30 protein-coding genes and 1 pseudogene are annotated in these 26,474 nt (G+C 46.3%); 13 read left to right on the top strand and 18 right to left on the bottom strand.

What is annotated here, in order from left to right:
• Window positions 1-34: 34 nt before the first annotated feature.
• Complete coding sequence (locus RID09_RS03040; RefSeq protein ID WP_446334476.1) at window positions 35-463, bottom strand: VOC family protein; 429 nt, start codon at window positions 461-463, stop codon at window positions 35-37.
• Between the two features lie 300 nt (window positions 464-763).
• Between RID09_RS03040 and RID09_RS03035 the strand changes: the two genes are divergently transcribed.
• Entirely contained in the window at window positions 764-1,534 is a 771-nt protein-coding gene (locus tag RID09_RS03035) for a TIGR00297 family protein (RefSeq protein WP_446334475.1), read from the top strand.
• An 84-nt stretch (window positions 1,535-1,618) separates the two neighbouring features.
• Here RID09_RS03035 and hetR read toward each other — a convergent pair whose 3' ends face one another.
• The 3 genes from hetR to RID09_RS03020 all read right to left on the bottom strand — a co-directional run bounded on the left by hetR (window position 1,619) and on the right by RID09_RS03020 (window position 5,162).
• Entirely contained in the window at window positions 1,619-2,518 is a 900-nt protein-coding gene (gene hetR / locus RID09_RS03030; protein ID WP_446334474.1) for a heterocyst differentiation master regulator HetR, read from the bottom strand.
• Between the two features lie 270 nt (window positions 2,519-2,788).
• Window positions 2,789-3,055, bottom strand: a complete 267-nt coding sequence (patX, locus tag RID09_RS03025; RefSeq protein ID WP_446334473.1) for a heterocyst-inhibiting protein PatX — start codon at window positions 3,053-3,055, stop codon at window positions 2,789-2,791.
• Window positions 3,056-3,326: 271 nt separating this feature from the next.
• Window positions 3,327-5,162, bottom strand: coding sequence for an FAD-dependent oxidoreductase (locus tag RID09_RS03020; protein WP_446334472.1), 1,836 nt, complete (start codon window positions 5,160-5,162; stop codon window positions 3,327-3,329).
• Between the two features lie 144 nt (window positions 5,163-5,306).
• On the opposite strand from RID09_RS03020, the gene RID09_RS03015 reads away from it, so the two are divergent.
• The 3 genes from RID09_RS03015 to RID09_RS03005 all read left to right on the top strand — a co-directional run bounded on the left by RID09_RS03015 (window position 5,307) and on the right by RID09_RS03005 (window position 6,519).
• Window positions 5,307-5,534 carry a photosystem II protein, Psb35-related gene (locus RID09_RS03015; RefSeq protein WP_446334509.1) on the top strand — a complete coding sequence of 76 codons (228 nt, stop codon included), beginning with the start codon at window positions 5,307-5,309 and terminating at the stop codon, window positions 5,532-5,534.
• A 296-nt stretch (window positions 5,535-5,830) separates the two neighbouring features.
• Window positions 5,831-6,277, top strand: coding sequence for a peptide-methionine (R)-S-oxide reductase MsrB (msrB, locus tag RID09_RS03010; RefSeq protein ID WP_446334471.1), 447 nt, complete (start codon window positions 5,831-5,833; stop codon window positions 6,275-6,277).
• A gap of 35 nt (window positions 6,278-6,312) precedes the next feature.
• Window positions 6,313-6,519, top strand: a complete 207-nt coding sequence (locus RID09_RS03005) for an RNA-binding S4 domain-containing protein (RefSeq protein WP_446334470.1) — start codon at window positions 6,313-6,315, stop codon at window positions 6,517-6,519.
• A gap of 373 nt (window positions 6,520-6,892) precedes the next feature.
• On the opposite strand, the gene RID09_RS03000 is transcribed toward RID09_RS03005, so the two are convergent.
• Window positions 6,893-7,156, bottom strand: coding sequence for a hypothetical protein (locus RID09_RS03000; RefSeq protein WP_446334469.1), 264 nt, complete (start codon window positions 7,154-7,156; stop codon window positions 6,893-6,895).
• 640 nt (window positions 7,157-7,796) lie between these two features.
• On the opposite strand from RID09_RS03000, the gene RID09_RS02995 reads away from it, so the two are divergent.
• From RID09_RS02995 to rpsU, 5 genes and pseudogenes are all read left to right on the top strand, one after another.
• A complete protein-coding gene (locus tag RID09_RS02995) occupies window positions 7,797-10,946 on the top strand; it encodes a PAS domain-containing protein (protein WP_446334468.1) in 3,150 nt (1,049 codons plus the stop codon).
• A gap of 291 nt (window positions 10,947-11,237) precedes the next feature.
• Window positions 11,238-11,375 carry a hypothetical protein gene (locus tag RID09_RS02990; protein ID WP_446334467.1) on the top strand — a complete coding sequence of 46 codons (138 nt, stop codon included), beginning with the start codon at window positions 11,238-11,240 and terminating at the stop codon, window positions 11,373-11,375.
• A pseudogene (locus tag RID09_RS02985) lies at window positions 11,363-12,220 on the top strand (putative PEP-binding protein); the annotation flags it as partial. The gene RID09_RS02990 and the pseudogene RID09_RS02985, both read left to right, overlap by 13 nt.
• Before the next feature lie 184 nt (window positions 12,221-12,404).
• Window positions 12,405-12,698 (top strand): RNA recognition motif domain-containing protein, encoded by a 294-nt coding sequence (locus RID09_RS02980; RefSeq protein ID WP_446334466.1) that lies wholly within the window; start codon window positions 12,405-12,407, stop codon window positions 12,696-12,698.
• Window positions 12,699-13,023: 325 nt separating this feature from the next.
• Window positions 13,024-13,215 (top strand): 30S ribosomal protein S21, encoded by a 192-nt coding sequence (gene rpsU / locus RID09_RS02975; protein ID WP_006103066.1) that lies wholly within the window; start codon window positions 13,024-13,026, stop codon window positions 13,213-13,215.
• Between the two features lie 520 nt (window positions 13,216-13,735).
• Here the strand turns inward: rpsU and RID09_RS02970 are convergent.
• On the bottom strand, window positions 13,736-14,005 hold the full coding sequence (locus RID09_RS02970) for a hypothetical protein (RefSeq protein ID WP_446334508.1): 270 nt from the start codon (window positions 14,003-14,005) through the stop codon (window positions 13,736-13,738).
• A gap of 120 nt (window positions 14,006-14,125) precedes the next feature.
• Window positions 14,126-14,314 carry a hypothetical protein gene (locus RID09_RS02965; RefSeq protein ID WP_446334465.1) on the bottom strand — a complete coding sequence of 63 codons (189 nt, stop codon included), beginning with the start codon at window positions 14,312-14,314 and terminating at the stop codon, window positions 14,126-14,128.
• 246 nt (window positions 14,315-14,560) lie between these two features.
• On the opposite strand from RID09_RS02965, the gene RID09_RS02960 reads away from it, so the two are divergent.
• Window positions 14,561-15,379, top strand: a complete 819-nt coding sequence (locus RID09_RS02960; protein ID WP_446334464.1) for a class I SAM-dependent methyltransferase — start codon at window positions 14,561-14,563, stop codon at window positions 15,377-15,379.
• A 45-nt stretch (window positions 15,380-15,424) separates the two neighbouring features.
• Window positions 15,425-16,240: a phosphatase PAP2 family protein gene (locus RID09_RS02955; RefSeq protein ID WP_446334463.1), complete on the top strand. Its 816-nt coding sequence runs from the start codon at window positions 15,425-15,427 to the stop codon at window positions 16,238-16,240.
• Between the two features lie 476 nt (window positions 16,241-16,716).
• Here the strand turns inward: RID09_RS02955 and minE are convergent, their stop codons facing one another.
• From minE to RID09_RS02935, 4 genes are all read right to left on the bottom strand, one after another.
• The gene (minE, locus tag RID09_RS02950; RefSeq protein WP_446334462.1) at window positions 16,717-17,010 is read right to left on the bottom strand and encodes a cell division topological specificity factor MinE; all 294 of its coding nucleotides are present in this window, start codon (window positions 17,008-17,010) and stop codon (window positions 16,717-16,719) included.
• 86 nt (window positions 17,011-17,096) lie between these two features.
• On the bottom strand, window positions 17,097-17,894 hold the full coding sequence (gene minD / locus RID09_RS02945; RefSeq protein ID WP_446334461.1) for a septum site-determining protein MinD: 798 nt from the start codon (window positions 17,892-17,894) through the stop codon (window positions 17,097-17,099).
• Window positions 17,891-18,676: a septum site-determining protein MinC gene (minC, locus tag RID09_RS02940; RefSeq protein WP_446334460.1), complete on the bottom strand. Its 786-nt coding sequence runs from the start codon at window positions 18,674-18,676 to the stop codon at window positions 17,891-17,893. Before minC ends, minD begins: the two co-directional genes overlap by 4 nt.
• 363 nt (window positions 18,677-19,039) lie before the next feature.
• The gene (locus RID09_RS02935) at window positions 19,040-19,264 is read right to left on the bottom strand and encodes a hypothetical protein (protein WP_446334459.1); all 225 of its coding nucleotides are present in this window, start codon (window positions 19,262-19,264) and stop codon (window positions 19,040-19,042) included.
• A 584-nt stretch (window positions 19,265-19,848) separates the two neighbouring features.
• On the opposite strand from RID09_RS02935, the gene sds reads away from it, so the two are divergent.
• Window positions 19,849-20,820, top strand: a complete 972-nt coding sequence (sds, locus tag RID09_RS02930; protein WP_446334458.1) for a solanesyl diphosphate synthase — start codon at window positions 19,849-19,851, stop codon at window positions 20,818-20,820.
• A 304-nt stretch (window positions 20,821-21,124) separates the two neighbouring features.
• On the opposite strand, the gene RID09_RS02925 is transcribed toward sds, so the two are convergent.
• The 3 genes from RID09_RS02925 to RID09_RS02915 are packed head-to-tail and all read right to left on the bottom strand — an operon-like array spanning window position 21,125 to window position 22,543.
• Complete coding sequence (locus RID09_RS02925) at window positions 21,125-21,274, bottom strand: hypothetical protein (protein WP_446334457.1); 150 nt, start codon at window positions 21,272-21,274, stop codon at window positions 21,125-21,127.
• On the bottom strand, window positions 21,258-22,016 hold the full coding sequence (gene cysE / locus RID09_RS02920) for a serine O-acetyltransferase (protein WP_446334456.1): 759 nt from the start codon (window positions 22,014-22,016) through the stop codon (window positions 21,258-21,260). The genes RID09_RS02925 and cysE overlap by 17 nt, the downstream gene beginning before the upstream one ends.
• Window positions 22,017-22,072: 56 nt before the next feature.
• On the bottom strand, window positions 22,073-22,543 hold the full coding sequence (locus tag RID09_RS02915) for a hypothetical protein (protein ID WP_446334455.1): 471 nt from the start codon (window positions 22,541-22,543) through the stop codon (window positions 22,073-22,075).
• Between the two features lie 449 nt (window positions 22,544-22,992).
• On the opposite strand from RID09_RS02915, the gene RID09_RS02910 reads away from it, so the two are divergent.
• On the top strand, window positions 22,993-23,211 hold the full coding sequence (locus tag RID09_RS02910) for a hypothetical protein (protein WP_446334454.1): 219 nt from the start codon (window positions 22,993-22,995) through the stop codon (window positions 23,209-23,211).
• A gap of 318 nt (window positions 23,212-23,529) precedes the next feature.
• Here the strand turns inward: RID09_RS02910 and RID09_RS02905 are convergent, their stop codons facing one another.
• The 4 genes from RID09_RS02905 to RID09_RS02890 form a co-directional block, all read right to left on the bottom strand.
• Entirely contained in the window at window positions 23,530-24,612 is a 1,083-nt protein-coding gene (locus tag RID09_RS02905) for an ATP-dependent 6-phosphofructokinase (RefSeq protein WP_446334453.1), read from the bottom strand.
• A 316-nt stretch (window positions 24,613-24,928) separates the two neighbouring features.
• Complete coding sequence (locus RID09_RS02900) at window positions 24,929-25,795, bottom strand: calcium-binding protein (RefSeq protein WP_446334452.1); 867 nt, start codon at window positions 25,793-25,795, stop codon at window positions 24,929-24,931.
• 73 nt (window positions 25,796-25,868) lie between these two features.
• Window positions 25,869-26,321 carry a peptidylprolyl isomerase gene (locus RID09_RS02895; protein WP_446334451.1) on the bottom strand — a complete coding sequence of 151 codons (453 nt, stop codon included), beginning with the start codon at window positions 26,319-26,321 and terminating at the stop codon, window positions 25,869-25,871.
• Window positions 26,239-26,474 (bottom strand): hypothetical protein (locus RID09_RS02890; RefSeq protein WP_446334450.1); only part of this gene is annotated, 236 nt, incomplete at its 5' end. The genes RID09_RS02895 and RID09_RS02890, both read right to left, overlap by 83 nt.

Raw genomic sequence — 26,474 nt, 5'->3', positions numbered from 1 at the left:
TTTAGCCCTATTTTAATGATTGACAAATGACAAATCACCCATCGCCGATCGCGGCTAACTCGTGACTACCAAAAATTGCCTCTGGATGAGCATAAAATTTAAACTCCATTAAATTATAAAATGGGTCTTGTAAGAAAAAAGTGCGATGTTCAGTCACATCACCTGGAAAGCGTCGCTTCGGTTGCTGATAGAATTGAAGCTGCTGCTGTTGGGCGCGATCGCATAAAGCTTGCCAATCGGCTTCTGCGGTAAAAATTAAACCAAAGTGACGCGGATAAATTCCCCGTTGTGGTGTTAAGGGTTCATTGGTGAGGTGGGCTACCAGTTGATGCCCATATAAGTTTAAAATGACCGCTTGACGGGTTTCTCGCCCAATATCACAGCCGAGTCCTCTGCCATAATAATCTTTGGTTTGCTCAATATCACTAACGGGAAATGCTAAATGGAAGAGAATGGGATTCATCGCTATTAATTTAAGTTTTGCCTAATCCGATAATTATCCTAAACAGTTATGCATCGATTGCATACCAAAAACTGTTGCCTACTATACACCCGGAAACATCCTCTTAACCCTTAATATATGCCATTGTGGGGTCTGGGCGGGTTTAGTCGCATCTGGGTTATCAGAAACGATAATAGTAAAATCCGCCCTGACACAAAACTCAAAGCACTCACTCAGGGCGGGCGCGAGTTACATCCCTTGTGAGGTAAGAAACGATAGTAATAAAACCCGCCCCTACACAATCAAACTCAAAACTTAGTAATGCTTGCAACACTCAATTCTCTTAATCCTTGGCTGATTGCCGTCCTCTTAAATACAATATTATTAGCGATCGCGTGGGTGATCCCCAAGCAACTCCTCACCCCGGCTGGACTTCTCCACGCCGGGGCGTTGGGAATTGTGATTTGGGGGACATTAGGCTGGCAAGGGTATCTGATTGTGATGGTTTATTTTCTTGTCGGTTCTGCTGTTACCCGCATCGGTATGGCACAAAAAGAAGCGGCGGGGATTGCTGAAAAGCGTTCGGGCGCTAGAGGACCGGAAAATGTGTGGGGTTCAGCTTTAACGGGTACGCTTTGCGCGGTGGGCGTTCTTTTCCTGGATGAACCCTATCGCAGTTTCCTCCTACTGGGTTTTGTCGCTAGTTTCGCCACTAAGCTTTCTGATACTACCGCCAGTGAGGTGGGTAAAGCCTACGGTAAGCGCACCTTTTTAATCACCACTTTACAACCCGTCTCCCCCGGAACCGAAGGCGCCGTCAGTCTAGAAGGAACCTTAGCCGGGGCTGTCGCCTCGGCTGTGATCGCGTTTCTGGGTTGGGGCGTTGGCTTCATAGACTTGACAGAAGTCTGGTTTTGTGTATTCGCTGCCTTTATTGCCACCAACTTGGAAAGTGTGATTGGTGCCACCTGGCAATCTCAGGTCGAATGGATGACCAACGAAGTCGTGAATTTTATCAATACATTAATTGGTGCGATCGCGGCTATCCTTTTTGTCATCATCTGGCACAGTATCATGGGATTACCTGGATAGTTTTCCTCACCTTTTATCCGGAGTCATAGAAAAGTCCTCAGTTAAAAAACCAAGGACAAATAACTAATGACAAAGGACAAATAACTATTCCAGTTGCCGACCAAACACCATTTGTAAAACCATCGGTTGACCATCATCTCGATGATATTTATCCGCCCAAGCGCGAATAATTTCATCAAGTTCCGTTATCGCTTGGTCAATATTTTCCGGTGGAATATCCAACTCCTCCAAAACCCGCATCACATGCTGCTGACGTTCTGCCCACTCTTTCATCAACCGGAAATACTGCGCCGTATCCTCCACCACCGTGTAGGTACGTTCTTTGCCATCTACGGGCGAATAAGATGCACTGGTCAGGGCATAATAGGGTAAACCCCATGGACAATCAATGCGCGTCACTGTTCCCGAATACAGTAAGCGTCGTTTGATATGTTCTGCCATGGCTTCAGAAAGAGGCGCTTGTCGTTCCGGAGGTAAATCTTCCTGAGAACGGCTGTGCAGAAACTCAATCAATTCCATAAACTGTAAAGAACTGACCACCTGGGCATCGGGGAGATGATCCGGTAATTTTTCCTCAATGATGCGTTTTTCTTCCCTGTGCAGGCTAGTGCCAGAAATCCGCGATCGCCCCGGTTGCCAGGGATACTGATCCATCCACACATAAGGAAACTGAATCAAATAGCGGGGTTCTTGAGACCCCAGCATCTTCAGCAGTTTTCCTTCTGTTAATGCCTGTCGAACTTCTTCAACAATAACCTTGACCCGTTTTGGCTCAATATGGTGTAGATGTCCGGTCATCCGGATATTTTCACCCTGTTCCAAATAGGTCGTGTAAATCGCACATTTAGCAGCCGTTGCTGCCGCATCTAGAAACGCCCCATGTCGGTGTCCACTGGTTCTCATTGCGCTGAAAGCCAGATATATCATAATCTGATCCATGGCGCTGGGGCTGAGGCTTTTGATCAGATCGAGATGATTAGTCATTTTAGGGAGCGGTCACATCGCATGGGTACAAAAGAATAAAGGTAATGGCGAACCCACGGCTTCACCTAAACCAGCGAGTCCAACTCAAGAAGCAAAACATGCGCTTACTTAAAGCACCCTAATATTAAAGTCTAAATTCTCCTTAGATTATAGACTGGATTATAAACAACCTAGGAGATACCGCCAACTGGAAGACCCCCTGGGTGGGTCACAACTAGGGGGTAAAATTCTTCCAGGAAAGTATATATTATATCAAATGGCACTTACTGCCTATGCCCAAGTAAATTCGCGCCGTCCACTACCCCGGTGACAAATCTGGGGCACGAAGGTATCTTGGGAGGTAAAGAAACGCCGTTGTCCACCGCGATTGGTCTCAGGACTTTGAGGACCAGCATCTCCAGTTTTGACTAGAGACAACAGCGAGTGGGCAGGAGTAGACTGAAAAAGTGAGACCGAGCGATCGCGACTATCATGAGCATGGACAGCAAATGAGAGCGTAAGCAGGCTCACTAAAGTAACACAAGTGTAAAAGCGCATAGCAGATGTCCGTGTCAGGGTTTCTAGTCCCTGTTACGGACTTTTTACTCAGGGTTCAGGAAAAATTCCTGCCAGAGTTAATGTGGATTGTGTGAAGATTAATGGTACACTAGCGAGTTTGTCTTCAAATTGTTCCAGTTCCCAGACGCTTCTGGCATCGTGTCTTTACATTGCTAAGAGACGTAGCATGCTACGTCTCTACAATCCCTGCTTTTGGCGCTTAAGTTGACCCAATGGTTATACCCATCCATGTTTGGAGACTGATTGCTGATCAGTGCAAACTGTTTACCAGCAACCAGTTTCCCGCCGGATTAAAACGTCCCCACCCTTGTAGCTGTTGCTGATGAGGATAATGCTGGAGTTGCTGGTTAACATCAGATTGTGTCGTAATCAACATCCAAATTTGACCCCCATAACTTTCAGGTTCGCTCAGGGTAATAATGTAATCCTGGTCAGCACGGCGTTGGAATATGCCAGTGAAATAGATTAAGGCATGGGATTGGTGATTGGTGATTGGTGATTGGGAAGATTCTCCTGTGCTTCTATGTTCCCAAACCTTCCACCGCAACGTCTCGACAAGCTCCCCCGGCTCCTCAACCATCCCAGAACTGGGATACTCTTCTGGATTATCCAAGTAATAACGTTGCCAGTACTGCCAATCTGGATGATCAAGGGATTTGTTGAATAAGGGAATCATAGCCGCAGGGGCAATAGCATCGCCCAACAATGCCTCTTGAATACGCCGGATGGGTAACTCCCTCGGTTGACAGGCAAGTTCCACACACAGCGCAGCCGCCATTCCTGCGGCTTGACCTAGATTCATCACCACAGGTTGCAACCTTGTCGAACCATTGGCAATGTGAGAGACAGAAGTATCTTTATCACAGACCAATAAACCATCCATTAACACAGGTAAAAGGCAACCATAAGGAATCGTAAACGGTGTTCCCGTCCAACGTCCTCCCCAACGGATCGATTTTGGGGCTAAGGGAAAGGTAAAACCAGGATAATGATGGTCATTGGCATAATTGCCCACAGCAATTCCGGTAAAAGCCCCTGATGCATCGACGGGCAAAGGCGCAACTTGACCCCCTACTATCGGTAAAATATCTTGTTCTTTCAACGTCACCACTCCCACCAGACGCCGACTTTCTCGATAGTAAGGATGTAGGGCGTAAGCCCCACCACCGAGGGACGCCTCTGGGAAACTATTATCGGCTAAACCATAACGCCGTCCCAGTTGAGATTGAATAAAACTAGCAAAGCCTTGAGTGTGCCAAAGGGCTTCCTGGAGAAACTGCTGTCGGGATGCATCCGATTCCACTAAGCGCCCAACTCCCTCACCATAATCATTGCCATATTGGGGCCAATTCAGCATAAACAGTCCCCCAGGTAAGCGTCCGTAATTGAGAAAGGATTCCACCCCATAGCCTTCCAACGCCCCGACAAACTGTTCTGGGCTGTATTGAGGTGGGGGCGGAATTTCCGGGGCTGTATCGGTGCCAAAATCTTTGAGGATGACAACCCAGGTTGGTGCTTGAACTGGATAGCGTTGAGTCAAGTCATTGAAGGAAACAGGCGCACTCGGTTCACCAAAGTGAGTGCGCGACTCCCAACCCCAGCGATAGGGAATCTCGGCTAATTCCAGCACATCTCCCAATTCCGTGGCGTCTAGGGTGACTTTGGCGTTAATCACAACATCAGCAAATCGCACCCCAGTTACACAATCCCCTGCTTTCAATACCGCTAACGGCGTTTGTCCAGCAATCCACTTTAGGTTAGGCAATGCTTGAACCCAATCTGCAAAGACTTGAGCGCCAATTCTAGGGTGGTAGGTAAACAAACTCACCCACCCATGATCGAGTCCTCCGGGCTGTCGCTGTTGAAGTTCTCGCAAAAATGCGCCCCATAACCCCGTTTGCCACGCGGCTAATTCATTGCCATCGGGCGCACAGACACCGGCTGTCGTCAGCATTCCTCCTAGCCAGGAAAACTCACTGACTAGAATTGTTTTGACGCCTCGACGTGCCGCTTGGATTGCCGCACTCGTGCCACCTGTACCACCACCGACAACTAAGACTTCTGTTGTTAATTCATTCACAGCCATAGAAAAAATGGGTTGGGGATAGTGATTATCATCACACCTACACCAGAGTCAAGTCACAGATACGTTTTGTAATAATCCGTTACATTATGAGTAATATAAATTTACAAAATTGCTAAACAAAGGGGAACGATTATGATTAGCCCAATGCTTATCTTAGTGTCATTGTTTTTCGTGGGTTGGGTTGCCGTTGCTGTATTAGGGACTCAGGCTTACTTCCGAGGCGAACAGAGCAAGCCAATCCACGATCGCAACTGGCGTTGTGAGTCCTTTGAGCAGCTAGCAGAGTCGATCACAGGGATCGAGACAAATTACAGCGATCGCACCCCAGCTTACAGGATGGATGCTTATGCGAGCAATAATTTGCCTTCCTAGCCGCATCCCTTATCCGCTCAACGCTTCTTCCACGCCACCATCTTAGTGTTAACAGCATTTGCTTTTAAGCACGGTGGAGAAAGCAGGAAGAGAATAGTAGAGATTTAAGTTGTGGGTTTTCATTGGACTCACAACTTGCTAGTTTTTCTTCGGTGTAGCTCAAGATGGGCAGGAGGATGTGACGATAGGATTAGATTGGGTAGGATGAGCCAAGAGAGGATAATCTCCATTCTTCCTCTCCCCCTACACCCCCTTGAATTTAAGCTGATATTCGCATAGTTAAGGAACCTGAAACCATGATTCAGAAAGTACAAAAGAGTGACGCTGATTGGAAACAACAGCTTACCCCAGAACAATACAAAGTGACCCGACAGAAGGGAACAGAACGCGCCTTTACCGGAGAGTATCACGACAACAAGCAGCCGGGAATCTATAAATGTGTCTGCTGTGGCAATGTTTTGTTCACATCCAAAACCAAATATGATTCTGGGACAGGGTGGCCCAGTTTTTGGGCACCGATTGATGAAGAAAACGTCAAATATGAAGCGGATAATACTTTGTGGATGCGTCGTACTGAGATCCTCTGTGCAGCTTGTGATGCTCACTTAGGTCATGTATTTAATGATGGACCAGCACCAACGGGTCAGCGTTACTGTCTAAATTCTGCCTCGCTAAACTTTGTCCAGTCCGATCAGGTAGAATCAGCATCTAAGGCGGAAACTGATAAATCTGCAACTGCCTAACCTGACTTCGAGATCAGCGATTTGTCTATTTTGGCATGACCAGCTCCATCCAAACCATTAAGTTAGATCAGTTCCTCAAGTGGGTAGGTATCGCGTCCACAGGTGGCGAAGCCAAACTGATGATTCAAGAAGGTGATGTGACCGTTAATGGTATCATCGAAACTCGGCGCGGACGTAAATTAGTTGAAGGAGATTTGGTAAGCGTACAAGGGGAAACCTATAAGGTTGGAACTCCACTCTAACCCTGTTTGAGCGGAGATTTTGCTATTAAAAATGGCGAGGTAACTCCCCAGTGTCCAGACGCGAGTACCTTGTTCCTATATGTATGGCGCTTATGTATGGCGCTCCTGCATATACAACAAGTATTTAGGAGCTTTTCGGGGCGGGTGAGAGGCGCTTAATTGTGTTTTATAAATCTATTTGCCCAACCCGCCCTCCCCTAACCTGTAAAATGAAGGTAGGGTTCTTTACGGTATTAAGGAATTAAGATTAACGGCAAGAAGCTGTTAATTATTAGGAATTGAGTTCAGGGTAATGCCCCTAATAAATTGGGTAATTGGGTTCATCAAGTCAGAGACAAAAATCAATGGGAAGCTGTTGGATTTTAGAGATAGCTTATAGTTCCCATTCGCGACAGTCAATTAGCAGGTCGTCTAAGTTTGTCTCAAACTCCTTCCAGTCATTAAACCAGATCTCCCTATTGTTATCATTTACTGGATAATCTGCATCCCATTCCTCGATAAAAGCATCCACCTCCCAGTCATGGGATAAGACATCTGCATCCCACTCCTCGAAGGATACATCCCCATCGTTATCTGTTTCTTTTAACAGAAGCTCTATGTCTCCTTCGCTGACCGTATAATTGGCAAATAGTTTCATGGTTAGTTCCCCGCTTACTCTCAACTCAATCTAGACCATAAACCAAGTTATAGTTAAATGATCTCTCATTTTTAGGGGAATTCCTGTAATTTAATCCCTAAAAAATAGTGATTATTCTCACGGGATTCTGTGATAGTTTCCTTTAAAGGATGTGATTTTTAAAACGCTTCGTTGTGATTAATGTCACAGATTTTTCGGAAAAATTTCAGCTTTAGATCTTGCACGAGCTTTTTTTATATACATTAGGTTACTTGAATTTCATAATGCTCAATAGATATAATTAAATCTTTACATTTACATCAATATTTGTAAACAAAACCGCCCCAATTTGCCGCTAAATTGGGAAGATCCCGTTACAAAAGTTTAGTTGTTGGAAAAGCTTTGGGTTGAGAGCGCTTCCGGAGCAAGGCGGTAGGGGCGGGTTTTACCGATGATGTTTGGCAAAAAACCAACAATTGTACTAGAGAAGGCTTGATATTATTGTACTACAATGAGAACTAGCCGATACTGCCGAACAGCTTCTGCACCCCATCCGAGAAAGGGGATAACCTCTGTTGAATGTAGAAATTGAGGGCAAACCGAAGCAGAGGAACTGGGGCTGGGAGAGGAGGTTAAAGGATATATCGGTTCAGTCATTGATATGAGCGATCGCAAACAAGCAGAAGAAGCTCTGCAAGAAGCCCATATTCCAATAGAAGCCGCTTTAGCAGCCGGTTCGATCTACACTTGGTGCTGGAATATCGTCAAGGATCTGGTGATTAGTGATCGCAACTTCGCGCACCTGTTCGGGGTTGACCCAGACAAGGCTACCGCAGGATTGCCAGTCGATCAATTTCTGAGCGCCATTCATCCCGAAGATCGTCCTCAAGTCACCGCCGGAATTGAACGCGCGATCGCAACCGGAGAAAACTATGAGGCTGAGTACCGCATCCGCGATGCTGACGGAAAACAGCGATGGGTCATCGCCCGGGGACAGGTAGAATACGACGTAAACGGCAATGCGATTACCTTTCCCGGCGTCCTGACTGATATTAGCGATCGCAAACTTGCAGAAGAAACCCTGCGCCGCTCGGAGGAACGCTATCGCACACTGTTTGAATCCATCGATGAAGGCTTTTGCGTCATCAAAATGCTGTTCGATGAAAATGGTAGACCAGTCGATTACCGCTTCCTAGAAGTCAATTCCATGTTCGAGAAACAAACGGGACTTGAACAGGTAGAGGGTAAAACGGTACGTCAACTGATTCCCAATCACGAAGACCATTGGTTTGAGATTTACGGCACAGTGGCTCTAACCGGTGAACCCGTTCGCTTTGAGAATGGCTCTGAATCGATGAATCGCTGGTTTGATGTTTATGCCTTTCCCATTGGAGAGCCAGAAAAACGACAAGTCGCCCTCCTGTTCAAGGATATCAGTGAGCGTAAACAAGCACAAGAAGCTCTCAAAGAGAGTGAAAAACGCTTCCGCACTCTGGCAGATAACATTTCTCAATTGGCTTGGATGGCAGATGAGAACGGCTGGATCTTCTGGTACAACCAACGCTGGTTTGATTATACCGGGACAACATTAGAACAGATGCAGGGCTGGGGCTGGCAGAACCTGCATCACCCAGACTATGTTGAGGGGGTGGTAAAAAAGTTTCGTAACTGTATTGAAATCGGGGAAACCTGGGAGGATACCTTCCCCTTAAGCGGTAAAGATGGACAGTATCGCTGGTTTTTGTCTCGCGCCTTGCCAATCCGAGACGAAACCGGAAATATTTCCTGCTGGTTTGGCACAAATACCGATATTACTGAACGCAAACAGACAGAAGAAGCATTACACCAACGACAACAGCGTCTTGACATAGCCACAAGTGCTGCCAAACTCGGCGTCTTCGAGTGGGATATCCAGACTGACTATGCCATCTGGGAGAACCCCCAGACGTACCAAATTTTCGGTCACACTCTCGAAGACGAGACCCTGGGCAAAGCTGAGTTTATGGAAAGCGTGATTCATCCAGAAGACCGCGAGACTTTTGAATGGGCTTTAGCTGAGGGAATCAAAAGCAACAACCTCTTTCATTTGATCTGTCGCATTCGGCGGCGCAATGATGGTCAGTGGCGGTGGATTGAACTGAGTGGGCAACTCGATGTAGCGTTGGATGGAACACCACTACGTCTAGTGGGAGTAGTGAGTGATATCAGCGATCGCAAGCAAGCAGAAACCGCCCTCAAAGAGAGTGAAGACCGCCTTCGCCTAGCGATCGAGTCCGCCCAGTTGGGAACGTGGGATTGGAATCTGACCACCAATCAGCTAACTTGGGATGCAGGTTGCAAAGCCATGTTTGGTTTACCCCCCGAAGCCAAAATCAGCATTGAGACATTTTTTGAGGGACTACATCCCGATGATCGCCAACGAGTGGAACAGGTAATACAGGGGTCTGTTAACCCAGCCAACGGCGGTGACTATGATGTGGAATATCGCACCATTGGCATTCAGGATGGTATTGAACGCTGGATTAAGGCAAAAGGGCAAGTTTATTTTGATCCCGCCGGAAATCCGCGACGCTTCATTGGCACGGTGTTAGATATCACTAAGCAAAAACAAGTCGAAGCCCAACGAGAACAACTCCTTGAGCAAGAACAAGCCGCACGAGAAGCCGCCGAACGTGCCAACCGTATCAAAGATGAATTTCTGGCTATCCTTTCCCACGAGTTGCGAACACCCCTGAACCCCATCCTGGGTTGGACAAAGTTGTTACAAATTCGTAAATTTGACGAAGCCAAAACTGCCGAAGCCCTCGCCACCATTGAACGGAATGCCAATTTACAGATTCAACTGATTGATGACCTGCTGGATATCGCCAAAATTCTGCGTGGCAAACTTAGCCTGGATATGACCTCCGTCAATCTATCCTCTGTGATTGAAGCGGCGATTGATACGGTGCGGACGACAGCCGTGGCTAAATCCATCTCACTTCATAGCGCATTACCCAACATTGGACAAGTGTCTGGTGATGCCGCCCGACTGCAGCAAATTGTCTGGAACTTGCTGTCCAACGCCATCAAATTCACTCCCAATGGTGGACGAGTAGAGATCTGGCTCAAACGAGTTGACAATCAAGGAGAAATTACGCTGAGGGACACGGGTAAAGGCATCAACCCTGACTTTCTCCCCTACATCTTTGAATCGTTCCGGCAGGAAGATGCCTCGATTACTCGCAAGTATGGAGGATTGGGGCTAGGATTAACGATTGTCCGCCAGTTAGTTGAGGCTCACGGCGGCATGATCACGGCAGACAGTCCCGGTGAAGGGTTCGGAGCCACCTTTACGGTAAGGTTGCCACTGTTGAATGCTCAACCGCAAATCAAGCCGATCAAAAAGTTGCGCCAACCCGAACTCGATCTGACCGGAATTCGAGTCCTCGCTGTTGATGATGAACCTGATGCCTGTGAGCTATTAACAGTATTGCTCACGGAGTATGGTGCAGAAGTCTTGACTGTTGCCTGTGCGTCCCAAGTGATCGCCAATTTGAAATCCTTTCAACCGGATGTGTTAATTAGTGATATCGGGATGCCGGATGTGGATGGTTATACCCTGCTTGAACAGATTCGTGTTTTACCAGCCGAAAAAGGGGGACAAATTCCCGCGATCGCACTGACGGCTTATGCCAGACTTGAAGATCAGCAGCGTGCCTTCAGCAGTGGCTATCAACGGTACGTTTCCAAGCCCCTTGAGCCAGAGCAGTTAGTTCGAGCTGTGGCTGTTCTGGCACAAAACCAAAGTGAACCCAAGACAATCGGCTGACTCAGGAAAACCCAAGCGTGAGAGATCGCTGGGGTAAGAAAGTGAGATTGTAGCCACTATCTAGATTATCACTTCCTTCATCTCAAAAAATAAAGAATGATACCAAATTCGACGAAGTAACCCCCTTTAGCCCTAGGGTACTTTTTCCTTGAAGCCTTCTGCCTTATGCCCTGGAGCCTTCTGCTACATCTGGAATTTTCCGGTACAGTGTCATCTGGTAAAAGTCTGAGGGATATAGCTTAGTCATTTGATGTGTCAATAGTCGGGGGGAAGAATGCTTCATTAGGTGAAATGATTCGTAGCCTAAAAGATGAAGGGGTTCGTGTACCTGATGGCTTAGAAGCCGGATCATTAAAAACCTATAGCCTCAAGGAAAAGGGCAAAGAAATCATTTCTGGACTGAGTATAGGGGATGCGATCGCGGTTTGATTTATCAGGGAATATTAGAGTATGAGGAATCGGAACTCAACTTGGAAGAAATTCCCCAAACCAAAACCCAAATTATGATGAATGTTGCCAGTCCGGATGCAGCGTTTCGCTGGTGGCGATTACCCTGTGAAGGCATTGGGTTGGCACGGATGGAGTTTATTATCAATAATGTGATTAAAATTCATCCCATGGCGTTGATTCATTGGGATGAGTTAGAGGATGAAGATGCACGCCAACAGATTCAATTTGAACCAAAGGAAGCCAACCCCATGCTGGGGTTCCGGGGCGCATCTCGGTATTATAGCGATCGCTACCGGGAAGGGTTTGCCTTGGAATGTCGCGCCTTGAAACGGGTACGAGAAGAAATCGGCTTTAATAATGTGATTATCATGATTCCATTCTGTCGCACCCTGGATGAGGCGGATAAGGTTCTCCACGTCTTGGCAGAAAATGGACTCAAGCGGGGGGAAAATGAGTTAGAAGTTTATGTGATGTGCGAAATTCCCTCTAATGTGGAGTTAGCGGAGGAGTTTTCTGAACGCTTTGATGGCTTCTCCATTGGTAGTAATGACCTGACTCAGTTAGTTTTAGGGGTGGATCGAGATTCTGGAGATCTGTCCCATCTATTTGACGAACGCAATCTGGCGCTCAAGAAAATGATCCTGCGACTGATTAAAACCGCGCATCAGTGCGATCGCAAGGTGGGTATTTGTGGACAAGCACCCAGCGATCATCCGGATTTTGCCGCGTTTTTAGTCGAAGCGGGAATTGATTCGATTTCCCTGAATCCGGATAGTGTGAGTCAGGTGAAGCAGCAAGTCGCACAACAGGAAGATAAGGGATAAGGGGTAGATTGGGGGGAGATGATCCAGACAAGTTAAATATCTTGCCAAACTCCCCCCATCAATGCTAGAGTAGATACGGTTGATTTTCGGTAAGTAAGCTTGTTTCGATTTTTTCGATTTCGATTTTGTCCGCAGGCACTTCTCCGATTCATCTCGCTACAGGTTCAGTAAAAGGAAGTGCCTTATGTCTATTTACGTTGGTAATTTGTCCTACGATGTAACTCAAGAGGATCTGACGGAAGTTTTTGCCGAATACGGCACCGTCACTCGTGTGAGTGTACCTAAAGATCGTGAAACCGGACGTCCACGAGGGTTTGCCTTTGTGGAGATGGAGTCTGACTCTAACGAAGACAGTGCCATTGAAACCCTTGATGGTGCTGAATGGATGGGACGCTCAATGAAGGTTAACAAAGCAAGACCACGGGAACGAAGCAATGGAAATGGAAATCGCGGTGACTATAGCCGTAGCTCTTTCTAAGTAAAATCGCTCCAATTCCCCACTCATCTCGTGCGGTGGGGATGGATAGTGAATGTTTCGTTTTTTGTGTCATACTGATATCGCTACACTGGATGAGAGTGGTGACATAAATCGCGCCTTCTGGTGAGAAAAGTTATTTTCTCACCCTGACAGTTGTGGCAAGAGCGCTATAAGGTTAAGCATTTAGCGGTGGGAGTTTCAAAAGCTGATTTCCTTATTTTTCTATGAAATTAGGAACGATAAGGAATTAAATTATTATAGCTTTTGAATTTTGAGGGCAGGTAATTGTCTGCCCTTTTTGTGTTGAGCTTCAAAGGAGATAAGCATGGCTCAAGTGATTATTGGAGAAAACGAGGGAATTGAATCTGGACTTAGACGATTCAAGCGCAAAGTATCTCGCGCTGGGATTTTCTCAGACATGAAGAAGAACCGCTTTTTTGAAACTCCCTTGGAAAAGCACAAACGCAAGGAAATAGCCAGACACCGACAACAACGCAGATATCGGAAACGGCGTTAACAACGGTATCTATGGAACTCGCAAGGTAACTAGAATCGTTCCCGTAAACGATTCTAAAGTAGACCAATCTAAGAGGAATGGCACTGAAAAGCGTGCATTTTTGGAGCGCCGAAACCCTTGATATATCGTAGGGTGGGCAATGCCCACCAGCCTCATCTGAACGTGCTATTCAACCTAAGAGCGATCGCCGAAGCACAAAAAACTACATACCTAATCAAGGGAAAAAGTCCGAGAAATCAAACTTTTGAATATCCTTTGCGAAATCGTTGTAGTGCGAGCATCTTGCTCGCTATTAATACTGAATTTACAGCAGATTTGGTGGTTGATTAGGTACAGCCTCAACCAAGATCCCCGACTTCGTAGGACTTGTCGGGGATCTGTCTGTGTACCTCACTTACTACCAAAAGCGCTGTAAATGCATGACAGCTTGTAACTTGAAAAAGTTTGGAGTGCTTTGAGTTTTGAGTTCTAACTATTAGGTAATCCAGACTGATAACAAGGATGGAAAATTTCGCCACATCTACTCATCATCCTGATCGAATAATTCTAACAAACCCACTGTACCCACAAAGAACGTATAAGTTCCATAAACGATGGGTGTCTTTTGTCGAGAAGGTGCATAAGCCGCCGCGATAATTGCCTCCACTAAATGAATGGTAACGGCAAAACGCTCCAGCCAAAAAACGGGTTCCAGGATTGTGGGGACACTCAGATCACTGAACAAAGCATAAATATTCCAGAGTTCTAGTCCAATTGCGCCACTGATCAGACTGGTGGATATAACTTTTATGGCGTTGAAAAGATTTTTTTTTGTTTGATAGACTTTAACTGCATAATCAGAGTCAAGCGTTTTGAATGTTTATTAGCTTACCACAAAACTCCCTGAAGATTTCCTGATTCTGCTGCAAGGTCAGGGATTGTAAGGATTGTGGAGATTATTGCGATTTTTGAGATTGTAGGGGCGAGTCGCTGATAAAATGTGGCGGTGTCTCCAATTAACTTGTCTCGACTCGCCCCTGTCTAATGTACGCGGTGTCAGATAATTACCAATACCTAATCGAGGGCGACCCGATAAAATTAATAGGTTGATGGTGTTCATTTGTGCAGTAGACCGCCCCTAAGGTGTTTGCCTTTAATTTCTGATACCTGCTCCAGTGTTTATGGGATAAAATTAGGATATTTGTATTAATTTTTTCTGCTTCTTTTGGCGGCTTCTACCTTAAATTGCTCATGTATAATTCAGGGCGAACCGATAAAATTAATAGGTTTGTTATGTTCATTTGTGCAGCGGGTCTGCCAGTTTTTGTTTTTCATTAGAGACAAACTATGAGAGGAAGAGATTACCATGTCTATCCGTAAAAACAAAATAGGAGAGCTTTTACTGAAGCCAATCATAAGCGCCCTGATTGGTCAGGATCAACTCCAGTTCTATGAAACCATTAATTGGCAAAAGCAGAGTGAACGTTTCCGACAAACCAATCTCATTTATCCAGACTATTACAGTCAGCAAAACTTTCATGGTATTCAATGCGGTTACCTTAATACTGTCGCGGCTATAACCTATGATACTGTGACGGCTTACGCTTCCCCACCCAATGAAACTCGGATTCGCGAAAAGTTAATAACAACTATTGAGAAGCCGCCCAGCCGAATTGTCGATCTCGGTTGCGGTACAGGTTCAACAACGTTGATGTTAAAGCAGGCGTTTAAAGAAGCCGTCGTCATCGGATTAGATTTGTCTCCCTATATGCTGATTGTGGCAGACTACAAAGCACAGCAAGCAGGGCTAGATATACAATGGCAGCATGGTTTAGCTGAAGCTACGGATTTTGATGATGCTTCGTTTGATTTAGTCACAGTCTCTATGGTATTACACGAAACGCCACCCCAGATTTCCCAGTTAATCGTACAAGAATGCTTTCGCCTGCTTAAACCTGGAGGACAATTAATTATTCTGGATGGAAATCAAGGGAAACTTCGTTATGCTCACTGGTTGATAGAACTCTTCCGAGAACCCTATTCAAAAGACTATGCTGCTCATAGTTTAGAAGATTGGATGATAGCGGCTTTTTTTAAACGGGTACAAACCGACTATGTGGGATGGATTCATCAAGTAACCTCTGGAATTAAGCCAATCAGAAATGATTTAGAGCAGATGGCATAAGCAAAGCCGCAAAGATGCAACAATTCATCTAAATTTTAAGAAGCGATGACAACTATTGAATGGATTCAGGAACTGCTAGGACAGCGCTTCCAGCCTTTAGTCTTTGCCATTACCAATCTCGGTTCAGAATATGCCTATATCGCCTTCCTTACCCTCTATTACTGGTTAATCGATCCGTGGACAGGGCGCCAGTTAGGACTACTCTTAGGGATTAGTTATGGGTGTAATACAATCCTCAAAGAACTATTTGATATGCCTCGTCCCTTCGAGTTAAATCCGGACATCGCCTCTGCTGACGCGATCGCAACGAGTGAAAATGCATCTTTTCCCAGTGGACATGTCCAAGGTTCAGCAACCTTTTGGATTTACTTATCTTTACACCACAACCGCCTCTGGCTATGGGTGTGGAGTATAATTATTCTTCCCCTAATTGCCGTATCACGCCTCTACTTAGGCGTTCACTTTCCTCTAGATGTAGTCGGCGGATTGATTGTAGGTATTCTTTTTGCGGGGATAGGTACAGTCTGGTCTATTCCTGTCAAACAGAGGTTTATCCTTCGGGTTACTGTTGTCGTCGTGACGTTTTTTATCGCCAGTTTATGGGAACCTTTAGCTCGTTCTTTAGGAGTAATTACAGGTTTTTTCCTCACCCAACCTCAGTTTACACCGCCCTCCTCCTGGAAAGGACGATTGATCTTTGGCGGGATAGGTCTGATTTTGGTATTGACCCTTTTTATCGCTTCGAGATGGGTTTTAGGGGACTGGCGAAATCAAGGATGGGTCACCTATTGGCGCTACAGTCTGCTTACTCTATTCGCTACTGAGGTTGTACCTAGACTTCTCTATCGCCAAACTGGGTAAGTCCCTCACCTGATTGAACAAAAAAGTTTTGAGCAATAGTGTGTTACACTAATCTTCGAGAACGCTGCGCGAACGCTCTCCTCACGATAGCGGCGTGGCACAGCTAAAATTGTGGAAAAGATTTTACGGTTAAATCGGGCGCACGCGACCTGCGCCCCTACAATTCTAATCCACCAAATTAGTTCTTTAAGGAGATTTGATAATTTTAGAAACTACCCCAAAAACTGCCAGCGTTAATACTCCTAACGCCTATGTGGGTTCGGGTACTGATTTTGTTGAATCTCCTCCGACAAGAGACTATGACGGAAAAATAGCTTCATTGCATGACTATCCTTTGGTTTAATCTCTTGAATTTAACCTATTGTGAGATAATTTGGGCAAACTGTAGCGATTCTCAATACTTCCGTAAATTGGGCCAAAGTTAAACTTGGCACGACTACCTAACAATTTTTGATTTTAGATTAAGTAGTGATACCTTAATCAACAGATTGTAAGGGAGGTTCTTCTTCCTTAACTCTGCGGATGGGAAGATTGGCAATTAATGCTGTTGCCCGTTGGTTACTTTCTAGGGTAAACTCCAAACCCTCTTGATCAATCTCCACATAACGAGACACAACTTCTAAAATTTCGGAGCGCATCGACTCAATCATCTGTGGACTGAGATCGGCGCGATCGTGGGCAATCACCAGTTGTAGGCGGCGTTTGACTTCCGCGCGACTGTTACTGGCACTTGTCCAGGGAAAAAGTCGTTCTAGAAGTTCGCTAATCATGGGGTTTTGCATCCGTGGTGAGTGAGGAGTGATGAGTGATGAGTTGGGTTAATTGATTATCAACACTCAAAATTTAACTAACTAATTTAACTGCGGAACAAGCGACGGATACGGTTAATCAGGGTGTCATGTTCCGCCATCAAATCAAGAAAGGGAACTTTGTCTCCTTCCAAACGCCGAGCGATATTGTGAATGGCGATACCGGGGAGCGTGAGGTTTTCTGCTAGGGCTAAGGGTTCGCCCCGATTACTGGAAACAATCACGCGCTCATCATCAGGAATGACGCCAATTAAAGGAATTGCCAGAAGCTCTTGGACATCTTGAACAGACATCATTTGATCCGCTTGCACCATGGCGGGTTTAAGACGGTTAACAATCAGGAAGATACGCTTAATCCCTTGAGCTTCTAGTAAACCCACAACGCGATCAGCATCTCGCACCGCCGCAATTTCTGGCGTTGTCACGATTAACGCCTCCGACGCCGCCACAATCGCGTTACGGAATCCCATTTCGATTCCGGCTGGAGAGTCCACTAAGATGTAGTCATACTTCTGGGATAACACAGCAATGAGTTTTTTCATTTGCTCGGGGCTAACCGCTTCCTTGTTCCGGCTTTGGGCAGCAGGAAGCAGAACCAATCCCTCTTGGCGCTTATCTTTTACCAATGCTTGCTCTAAGCGACATTGCCCTGCGAATACTTCAATGGCGGTATAAACCACCCGATTTTCTAGCCCTAGGAGCAAATCTAAGTTTCTTAGACCAAAATCGGCATCAATGAGTGCCACCTGACGACCTAATTTAGCGATCGCCACGCCTAAATTCGCCGTAACCGTTGTTTTACCCACCCCTCCTTTGCCAGAGGTGATCACTATAATACGACTCATGAATTTAACAATAACTGGGTCTTAGCAAAATCAGCAGCTCTAGCAATACGAATACCTTGGGGTGTGACATACGCCACCTCTGGATAAAACTCAATCGGTGGCGTCTCCGGTGCCCTAGCCACAGCATCCGCGATCCGGAGTTGGGTTGGTTCCATTTTCAGAGCCATAATCCGACAGGAGCGATTGCCATCAGCTCCCGCATGAGCTACCCCACGTAGACGTCCCCAGATGAAGATGTCTCCGGCTGCAATCACTGTACCACCCGGGTTTAGGTCTCCCAGTATAACAATAGTACCAGGATGGCGAATTTCCACGCCCGATCGCACGGTCATTTGTAAGTATAGGGGTTCAGTTAACTCCTGAATGGGTTCAGGGGTTTGATGGAGAGAATAGTTAGCTGATTGTTGCTCAATACAATACCCGGCTGTCGCCGCAGCAACGGCTGTTTGTCGTCGGCTGGTGTGTACCCGCGAAATTCGTAGTCCCACGTCGTTCAATACATCCGCGATCGCTTGTAACTTCAGTCCATCCAATAGTTGGTCACCTGCCATCAGATGTACTGTAGCTGGCATTGACCAGAAGCGATCGCCTCCATGCCAGCGATGCTTAAACTGTTGCCACATATCAGACCAATTGGCATCGGACATATCTTCCACTGAGGGTAAGACAAGCTGTAGCCCTTCCTTGGTCTGTTTCAGGCGGACTTGAGATTGGCAATCCACTGCCATGTTGCTCTCGGCAACCGTTGACATAGATAATAGTTGGTCAGAATCTGAAGTCATGCAACTACAGGCTTTCTTTTGATGCAAACAATCTAAACTAAACGACATCGTACCTTAAGCGCAAGTCTCAGCCAAGCTTGTGACGCATCCTGGCTCTCGCATCAAAGATTATAGAGCGGGGCTTCTCGCCGAGCTAGCTAAAATCCAAAATCTAAACAGGGATACTCACATGCCATAATCTAATCAGAAATCAAAAATTTATGATTTAGCTTAATAAATAATAATAAGAATTATTTGAATGGGGGGTGAGAGAGACTTGGCTAAACATCAACCTGTCAGAGTCAAAGGTTTCCACCAATTCTCTCCGGATAAGAAAGCTCCCCCGCTGTTCGGGTCTGAACCCTGTATGAGTGGTATGAAAGGTCAACTTAGTGGTGGACTACTCACTTCTTGAACCGTTGAAGCTGGTGATTGTTCTTCATCCGTTGTAGATGTAGCATTTGATGCCAGACCCACTGAAGTAGCATAAACGTCACTAAAAGAGTTAGCTAGGTAGTGCGAACTCTTTTTTGTGCGTTGAGCTGCCATTAACAGCAAGTAAATCGCGACCAAATAAACAGTTGCCAGAACAGGAATAATCAAAGGCATATCAGTGTAAATCATAGTGTGGACGAACAGCAAAGTCATGTAAGATTCCATAGAAACTGATGCAACGGTACTAGCCCACCGGCAGTGGAATAAATCCTGCCACCAGGAACTCTGGGGAAAACTTCCCCAGCTTGTTCAGTTGCTTCACTATTACTGGCGGTGATATGTACAAGCCTTGATCCAACTCAGTTGGATGAAGCTCGACAGGTTTCCTAGCGGAAAGCTCCTGTTTATGTAAAATAGAGGACGACACTTAGTCAAAACACCAAGCCGTCATCCAAAACCTTGAGGCTATCTCTGCCTACCTAACGGCACCTTAACCTAAAGGTAAGGAAGCGAGTTGTCCCTACCACCTCGGAGTCAATCAGTCGATTAATCTTTTGAAACCCTTAATATTTAGCTTAACATAACAGTTCCAGGGAATTCCAGGAATTTTCTTATCAACTTAATAAGTCGATACAATTCCTGGAAGTCCCCCCAGACATGTTATTGGTCAAACAGATTTCCCTACTTGGGACGCTTCGCTTAAAATTAAGGAAAGAATATGTAAACTTTCGTAACCTAATTTCTGAGTCGCCCAATCCATGACCTCAGTGACTTCCCTTTTTGCCCCTGTTGAAGCAGACCTCCATCTGCTGACCGAGAACTTAAAGAACTTAGTGGGTGCCCGCCACCCTATCCTCTATGCCGCAGCAGAACACCTATTTGGGGCTGGGGGCAAGCGGGTAAGACCAGCCATTGTCCTATTGATTGCGCGAGCGACGGTGCTGGATTCCGACATTACCCCCCGTCATCGCCGTCTAGCGGAAATTACCGAAATGATTCATACCGCGTCTCTGGTTCATGATGATGTCGTGGATGAATCATCAGTCCGTCGTAATGTCCCCACGGTTAATAGTTTGTTCAATAACCGCATCGCGGTACTGGCGGGAGATTTTTTGTTTGGTCAATCCGCTTGGTATCTGGCTAATCTCAACAACTTAGAGGTAGTCAAGTTGCTCTCCGAAGTGATTAAGGATATGGCGGAGGGAGAAATTCAGCAGGGACTGACCCGATTTGAGGCGAGTACCACCATTGAAACCTATCTAGAAAAGACCTACAAGAAAACGGCATCCCTGATGGCCAACAGTTCCAAGTCAGCCGGACTCTTGAGTGGCGTCTCAGCTGAGTTTGCCGAAAATCTGTACCGCTATGGAAATCATCTAGGGTTAGCCTTTCAGATTGTTGATGATATCCTGGATTTCACCGCATCCACAGAAGTGTTGGGCAAGCCGGCGGGTTCTGATTTGAGCAGCGGGAATCTAACTGCTCCCGTCTTATACGCGATGGAAGAAAAACCCTACTTAGAGGTATTGATTGAGCGAGAGTTTGCTCAACCGGATGACATTAGCCAAGCCTTGGCATTAGTTATGGAGAGTCGGGGTATTGAGCGATCGCGTGAACTGGCGGCTTACCATGCTCGCCTCGCCTTAGAAAACCTAGCGCCACTAAAACCGTCGCCAGCTACGACAGCTTTAGTCGAGCTAACTGATTATGTACTGAGTCGAATGTACTAATCAAAGGGAACTCGTGAACTACCTACACCAAACTAACGCTATGGTGTAGGCTTCGCGTCTCATTCACCGAAGCCGCTATACCCGAAAGCATGCTGGTCTTACGAGCGCGTCTCTGGTTGGAATGCAACCTTTGTCTCCTCAATGGGAGAACCCGCGCAGCCGCCCTTCCAAGGCAGAATGAAAGTTCTTGCCGCTTGGTTTTCGCGGTTTGCGGCTAGAATTCTAGCCTATTCTGTTTACTATAACATATCCAAGTAATTGATAGTAAAGTCTCTTAAGCATAAGTTTATAAAAACAAGTTTTGTCACAAGGCGCGATTCATCTCGCCGCCAAATCGTAGATTATGGCGGGAGACTTCTGGCACAATCAAGTTAACGGGGAATAGGCAACAGGGACTATCCAATTCAAAGCCTATCAGATGAATTCTGGTATTTCCTTTAAATTCCAGCTCCATCCAAAAATTGCTGAATCGCTTTATCCCGAAGTTGGCAGCTACCCGCCGTAGCTACTGAAACCTGTTCAGCATCTAGATCGCACCAATTCTGCATCGGTGTCGATGATTGCTTTTCGCTTAACTGTGCCAACTTTTGTTCCAGGGCTTCAATCCGATCTACTAATGATCGAATCACAGTGGCTTCGGAATCGGGCAAACTACCATGTTCTAGGGGATTAACTCGCACTCCAGAACGATAAACAATTCGACCTGGGATACCAACAACTGTACAATCAGACGGAACATCGCGCAAAACGACTGAACCTGCACCAATACGGACATTGTTGCCGATTTGAATGTTGCCGAGAACCTTAGCACCCGCACCAACAACTACATTTTCTCCTAAGGTGGGATGGCGTTTGCCACATTCTTTCCCCGTACCCCCTAGGGTGACGCCTTGATAAATAAGACAGTAATTACCAACAATTGCCGTCTCACCAATGACAACACCCATGCCATGATCAATGAAGACACCTTGACCAATTTGAGCGCCGGGATGGATCTCAATACCCGTCAAGCTGCGAGAAAACTGAGAAATAAAACGAGGGATGAACGGAATCCCCATAGTATGCAACCAATGGCAGAGGCGGTGAAACAGGAGTGCCTGTAGACCGGGGTAGCATAATAAAACCTCGAGCCAGTTGCGAGCAGCGGGGTCGCGATCAAAGATGATGCGGAAGTCAGCTAAAAACGTGGATAGCACAAGCGAGTTAAGACAAACAAACGTAAACAACTCATTGACTATCTTATCGTTCTTGGCTACTCTCGCACAGTCAGGGTATAGTTCCAGGCTTGATTGGGATTGATGGTTCCCACCCAAACTTTATACTCTCCTGCCTCAAAGTTTGAGCTGGTTACGCTAGCATCTTTACTTGTGCCTGTATCATCACCGCACAACTTAAAGCCCTTGGGTCCAGTAATCAAGAGGGTTGTGTCTTGACCGCCACTATCAACAGCGATCTGGAGCTGATTAAAATTTGCTTGTAAGTTTATGATGTGATCGGGAGTTTCTTCGGCGTAACCCAAACAAGGATTATTTTCGCGATCGCGGTTCACTAGCGACGGCAATGAAAATGAACCCCCTGTCGTACCTATCGCCGCTCCTGACGCTGAGGAAAATCCGGGTGATAAGGTTAACCTGCCAAAATTGGCTGACTGGGATAAAACGGGTGTAGCCGTTAGGGCTATCACCATGGCTATTAATGCTTGAGAACCCTTGCGCCGTAACATACCTTCACTCTCCTGGAAACACTGTTAACGTCTTTCCCTATCCCCCTTGAGTACCAGTTGATGAGACTGTCTACTCTTGTTCTATCTGATTTCCCGCTTCTATATAGTTTAAGAGGTGACACCTTGGCATCTGCCACACTCGTTTGACTCTGGAGGTACTGTGCCTTTAATTATCTTGATTTCGCTGCTGCTGATTATGAGTTGGCTATTTTCAGAGGTTCTCATCTTGTTTCCGGTGGATATCTTAAATTCATTGAAACCGTTCACCTCATTAACCCTGATTGTTGCCTTACTCGTTTTTTTGTGGTGCTTTGGCGAGTGAAATGTAAGATAATGGTAATGCCACTTTGCCTAAAGCTTGGGTGTGTAAGTCTTGGCAGATAGAGCGTTGGCTTTTGTCCATGCCATCCCCAAACAAACTTATCGTTGACCAGAGGAGAATTTCACAGATGTTTCTTGATGAACTCACCCCTATCGTTAAAGAATTGTTCCAACAGCCTGTAGCCTTCTTAGGCGGATTTTGTTCGGGAGTGTTTCGACTCAATCTTTCAGATGACCCCGTTAAAAGTTGGCTTAATCAGCAAACTGGCTCAACCAGCTATACAACCACTCCTACAGGAAGTGACAATGGCAGGACGAGCGGACCTCAATCTATCTCGATTGAATAGAACTTCGATGGCTTGAGACTCTTACCCCGCTCAAATGCTTTCATCTGTAGGGTCGCTATAGCGGTTGACCCGCGATCGCACAGATCTTTATGTAAGCTAGATAACCGACCAGAAACCCATTTCTGGGTTATCATTAACGATATCTATAAGTTCAGTTCTACCTTTGGTGAGATTTTTGTTGGGCAGCTACATTCATAGTTGATTACCCTGGAAATTAACCACGGATTATCAGACAAGACTTTAAGGGACATCAAGCCTGATTTAGTCTTGTGTCCCTTTTCTTATCTTGCCGCTACAACCTCAGAACTTCAAGGGTGATTAATCTCCTAGACAAATTCCCAAACCTCTGGCGGTTTTCACCAGAGTTCCCTGGGCATCCACGGCTTGGTATTGACTGATCGCGTCTACAATCGGTACGCTGACAACCTGTCGATTCTGCCAGGTGACCATCTTATCGTAGTCATGCTCAGCAATTAAATCTACCGCTGCTACACCGAAAGCCGAGGCGGTGAGGCGATCTAAGGGTGAGGGAGTCCCACCTCGCTGGGTATGTCCCAACACCGTTACTCGTGTTTCTGCACCACTTAAGGCGCTAATTCGCTCCGCTAAATAATGACCCACCCCGCCATAGCGACATTCGCCAAAACTAAGGGTATTCTGCACCACTTCCCCGGATTCCGTGGGAACGGCTTCGGAAACTATGGCTACACTATAGTTTTTTCCCTGTTGTTTGCGCTGTTGGATTTGCTGGCAGATTCGTTCTAGAGTATAGGGGATTTCCGGAATTAGAATAATATCAGCACCCCCCGCAATTCCGGCACTAATCGCAATATGACCCGCATCGCGTCCCATAACTTCAAGAATCATCACCCGATCATGGCTGGCGGCGGTAAACTGTAAGCGGTCTAGGGCTTCGGTGGCAATATTTACCGCTGTATCAAATCCGATGGAGCGCTCGGTAATCCCTACATCATTATCAATGGTTTTGGGAATCCCCACCAAATTTATCCCCCCAACTTCAGCTAGTTTCCGCAAAATCGCCAAACTGCCATCACCGCCAATGCCAATCAGGGCATCGAGTCCTAACTCATGATACCCTTCAATAATTTCCGAGGAGCGATCGCGCACGGTACCATCGGACATGGGAAATGCAAAGGGGTTTCCTTTATTCGTCGTTCCCAAAATCGTTCCGGCGAGGGTTAGCGCCGTATCCACTTGCTGAGGTTCAAGGCGAGCTGCTTGGGGAGGACGTTGCATCAACCCTTGGGTAGCGCGATAAATGCCCCAAACCTCCCAATTATACGTTCCCACCGCTCGGTGAACCACCGCTCGAATCGCCGCATTTAACCCTGCACAATCCCCACCACTGGTGAGAATACCAATCCGTTTGTGTTCTGCCATACTACTATCGTTCGGTTCGTTGAATCGGTTTATCCTGATTGTAGAGACGTAGCAGGCTACGTCTCTACAACAGACATGGCACGTTTATCATAATGTAGGGGCGCACCGACGTGCACCCATAGCGATCGCGCCGGATGTTCGTAGTAAGGGCTAAAGCCCTTTCCCCCATCAGCTTAACTACGCCTAATTCATCGCCCAAACTAGCTTAACAGGGCACGGCACTGCCGTGCCCCTACAATTAATTCGTAAATTCTATGATTTCTTTGGTGCAGGTTGGCAAATGTCCTAATCGATGTGTCTACTGCTATACACAACTTCAACTCACTGCCAAACCCACCCGTTCTCCAATCAGTCTGACAAATGCTGAGCCAAAGTGCTGAATCTCCAAAAAATTTGCCTGGTTGGGTGACGGTTTGTAAATCCGAAATGTTTTCATAATTCCCAACGTTGCTGCACTTTCCAGGGGACTAATGAAGCGGGTGTCGCGATCTAAGAAATGGGGCTGGCTCACCCAAGAGTCCATCTGATTTGCATTTAAAAAGTAGCAGCCAGAATGAGGATTCAGGGCGCGATGAAAGGTGATCGGCATTCCCATAATTTTCTCGTTAATTTTGGGTTTTTCCTGTACAGTCTGAAAGGGTGCGGTTACCTTTGGCGCTAAATCCCCATCAATGTAAGCTTTGGTGGTTAATGTGTGAGTGGAGACTTCATAACGATTCGGTTGCAGCACGCTTAAGTCTCCCGCTTGTTGAGTAAACCAGTTTAATTTGACAAAAAACCAGGGGTCGTGGAGGATCAGATCATCTTCCAGATAACAGTAATAATCATAGTCACCCAGACAATCCCGTAAGACGGCTTGGCACTCAAATCCTAGCAGCATGGGTTCGGCTTGAGTGGGGTGGTGCTTGTAGAAATGTTCGGGTAGGGGGAGGCGATTTAAAAGATGCTTCGTTTGAGTCGTACAAATAATTATATCGAGTTCGTAAGCGTGAGGCTGGTTCGCTGGGATGGCTTTTCGTTGAGCGATGTTGATAATATCTTGAGATTTACTAAATAGCTGATGTAAGGAGGCAATGCTTTGATTTAAGGCTTGGATACGGGGTTGGGCGTCTTGTCCTTGGGAAGCGTGCCGACTCTTGCTGTCTGGATTAAAAAAGTGGGCAATGGTAACTAGAATTCGCATAAGTTATTGTCAGTTGTCCTTTGTCGAATGAATCATGGTACGGCATTAAGGGGGGGCGGTGTCTACTCTTTTTTTAGGCTCCTTTTTTGAGATAGGAGGTATGTTCAGTGTCTAAACTCGGTGATGAATTAATTAGGTTTAAACGCACAGAAGATTCTGGAGTTGAGGGTTGAAGTTGTTCGTTTAACCAGGCGGTGAACTTTTCATCGAGTAATTTTTGGCGCATGGGTTGATCCAGTTGAGCCGGTAGAAATTTTTCGACTCGCACAATCAGCCACCACTCTCCTAGGCGAGTTGGAGGTAATAGCTGCCCCGGTTGGCTGATGCTGAGGAGTTTGGCGAGTTGGGGATGGGGTACATTGAGAGTAACTGGACCGATTAAGCCACCGGTTTTCGCCTCTGCACCTTGGGAATAGTGGCGAGCAAGTTCAGCAAAGGATTGTTCACTTTCTTGCAGGCGGAAATAAAGTTCCTGTGCTACTGCCTTGTCTCGATGGCGAATCAGGGAATAAATTACTCGATCCAATTGCTGTTTTTGTGTAAGGATTCAGGGGTCGTGGAAATCCGATGAAGGGGGAAGGCTTCGCCTCGTTTTGGCTATGAGTCGAGTACAGCAGTTTGGCAGAGGCGAAGGCTTGCCCCTTTTGCTCCGGCACGGAGAGAACTAACTGAGTGGGGA

The organism is Coleofasciculus sp. G1-WW12-02 (assembly GCF_040219735.1).
Classification (GTDB): domain Bacteria; phylum Cyanobacteriota; class Cyanobacteriia; order Cyanobacteriales; family Coleofasciculaceae; genus Coleofasciculus.
Note: the sequence above shows the minus strand (reverse complement) of the source record. Positions and strands in the feature narration are given on the sequence as shown.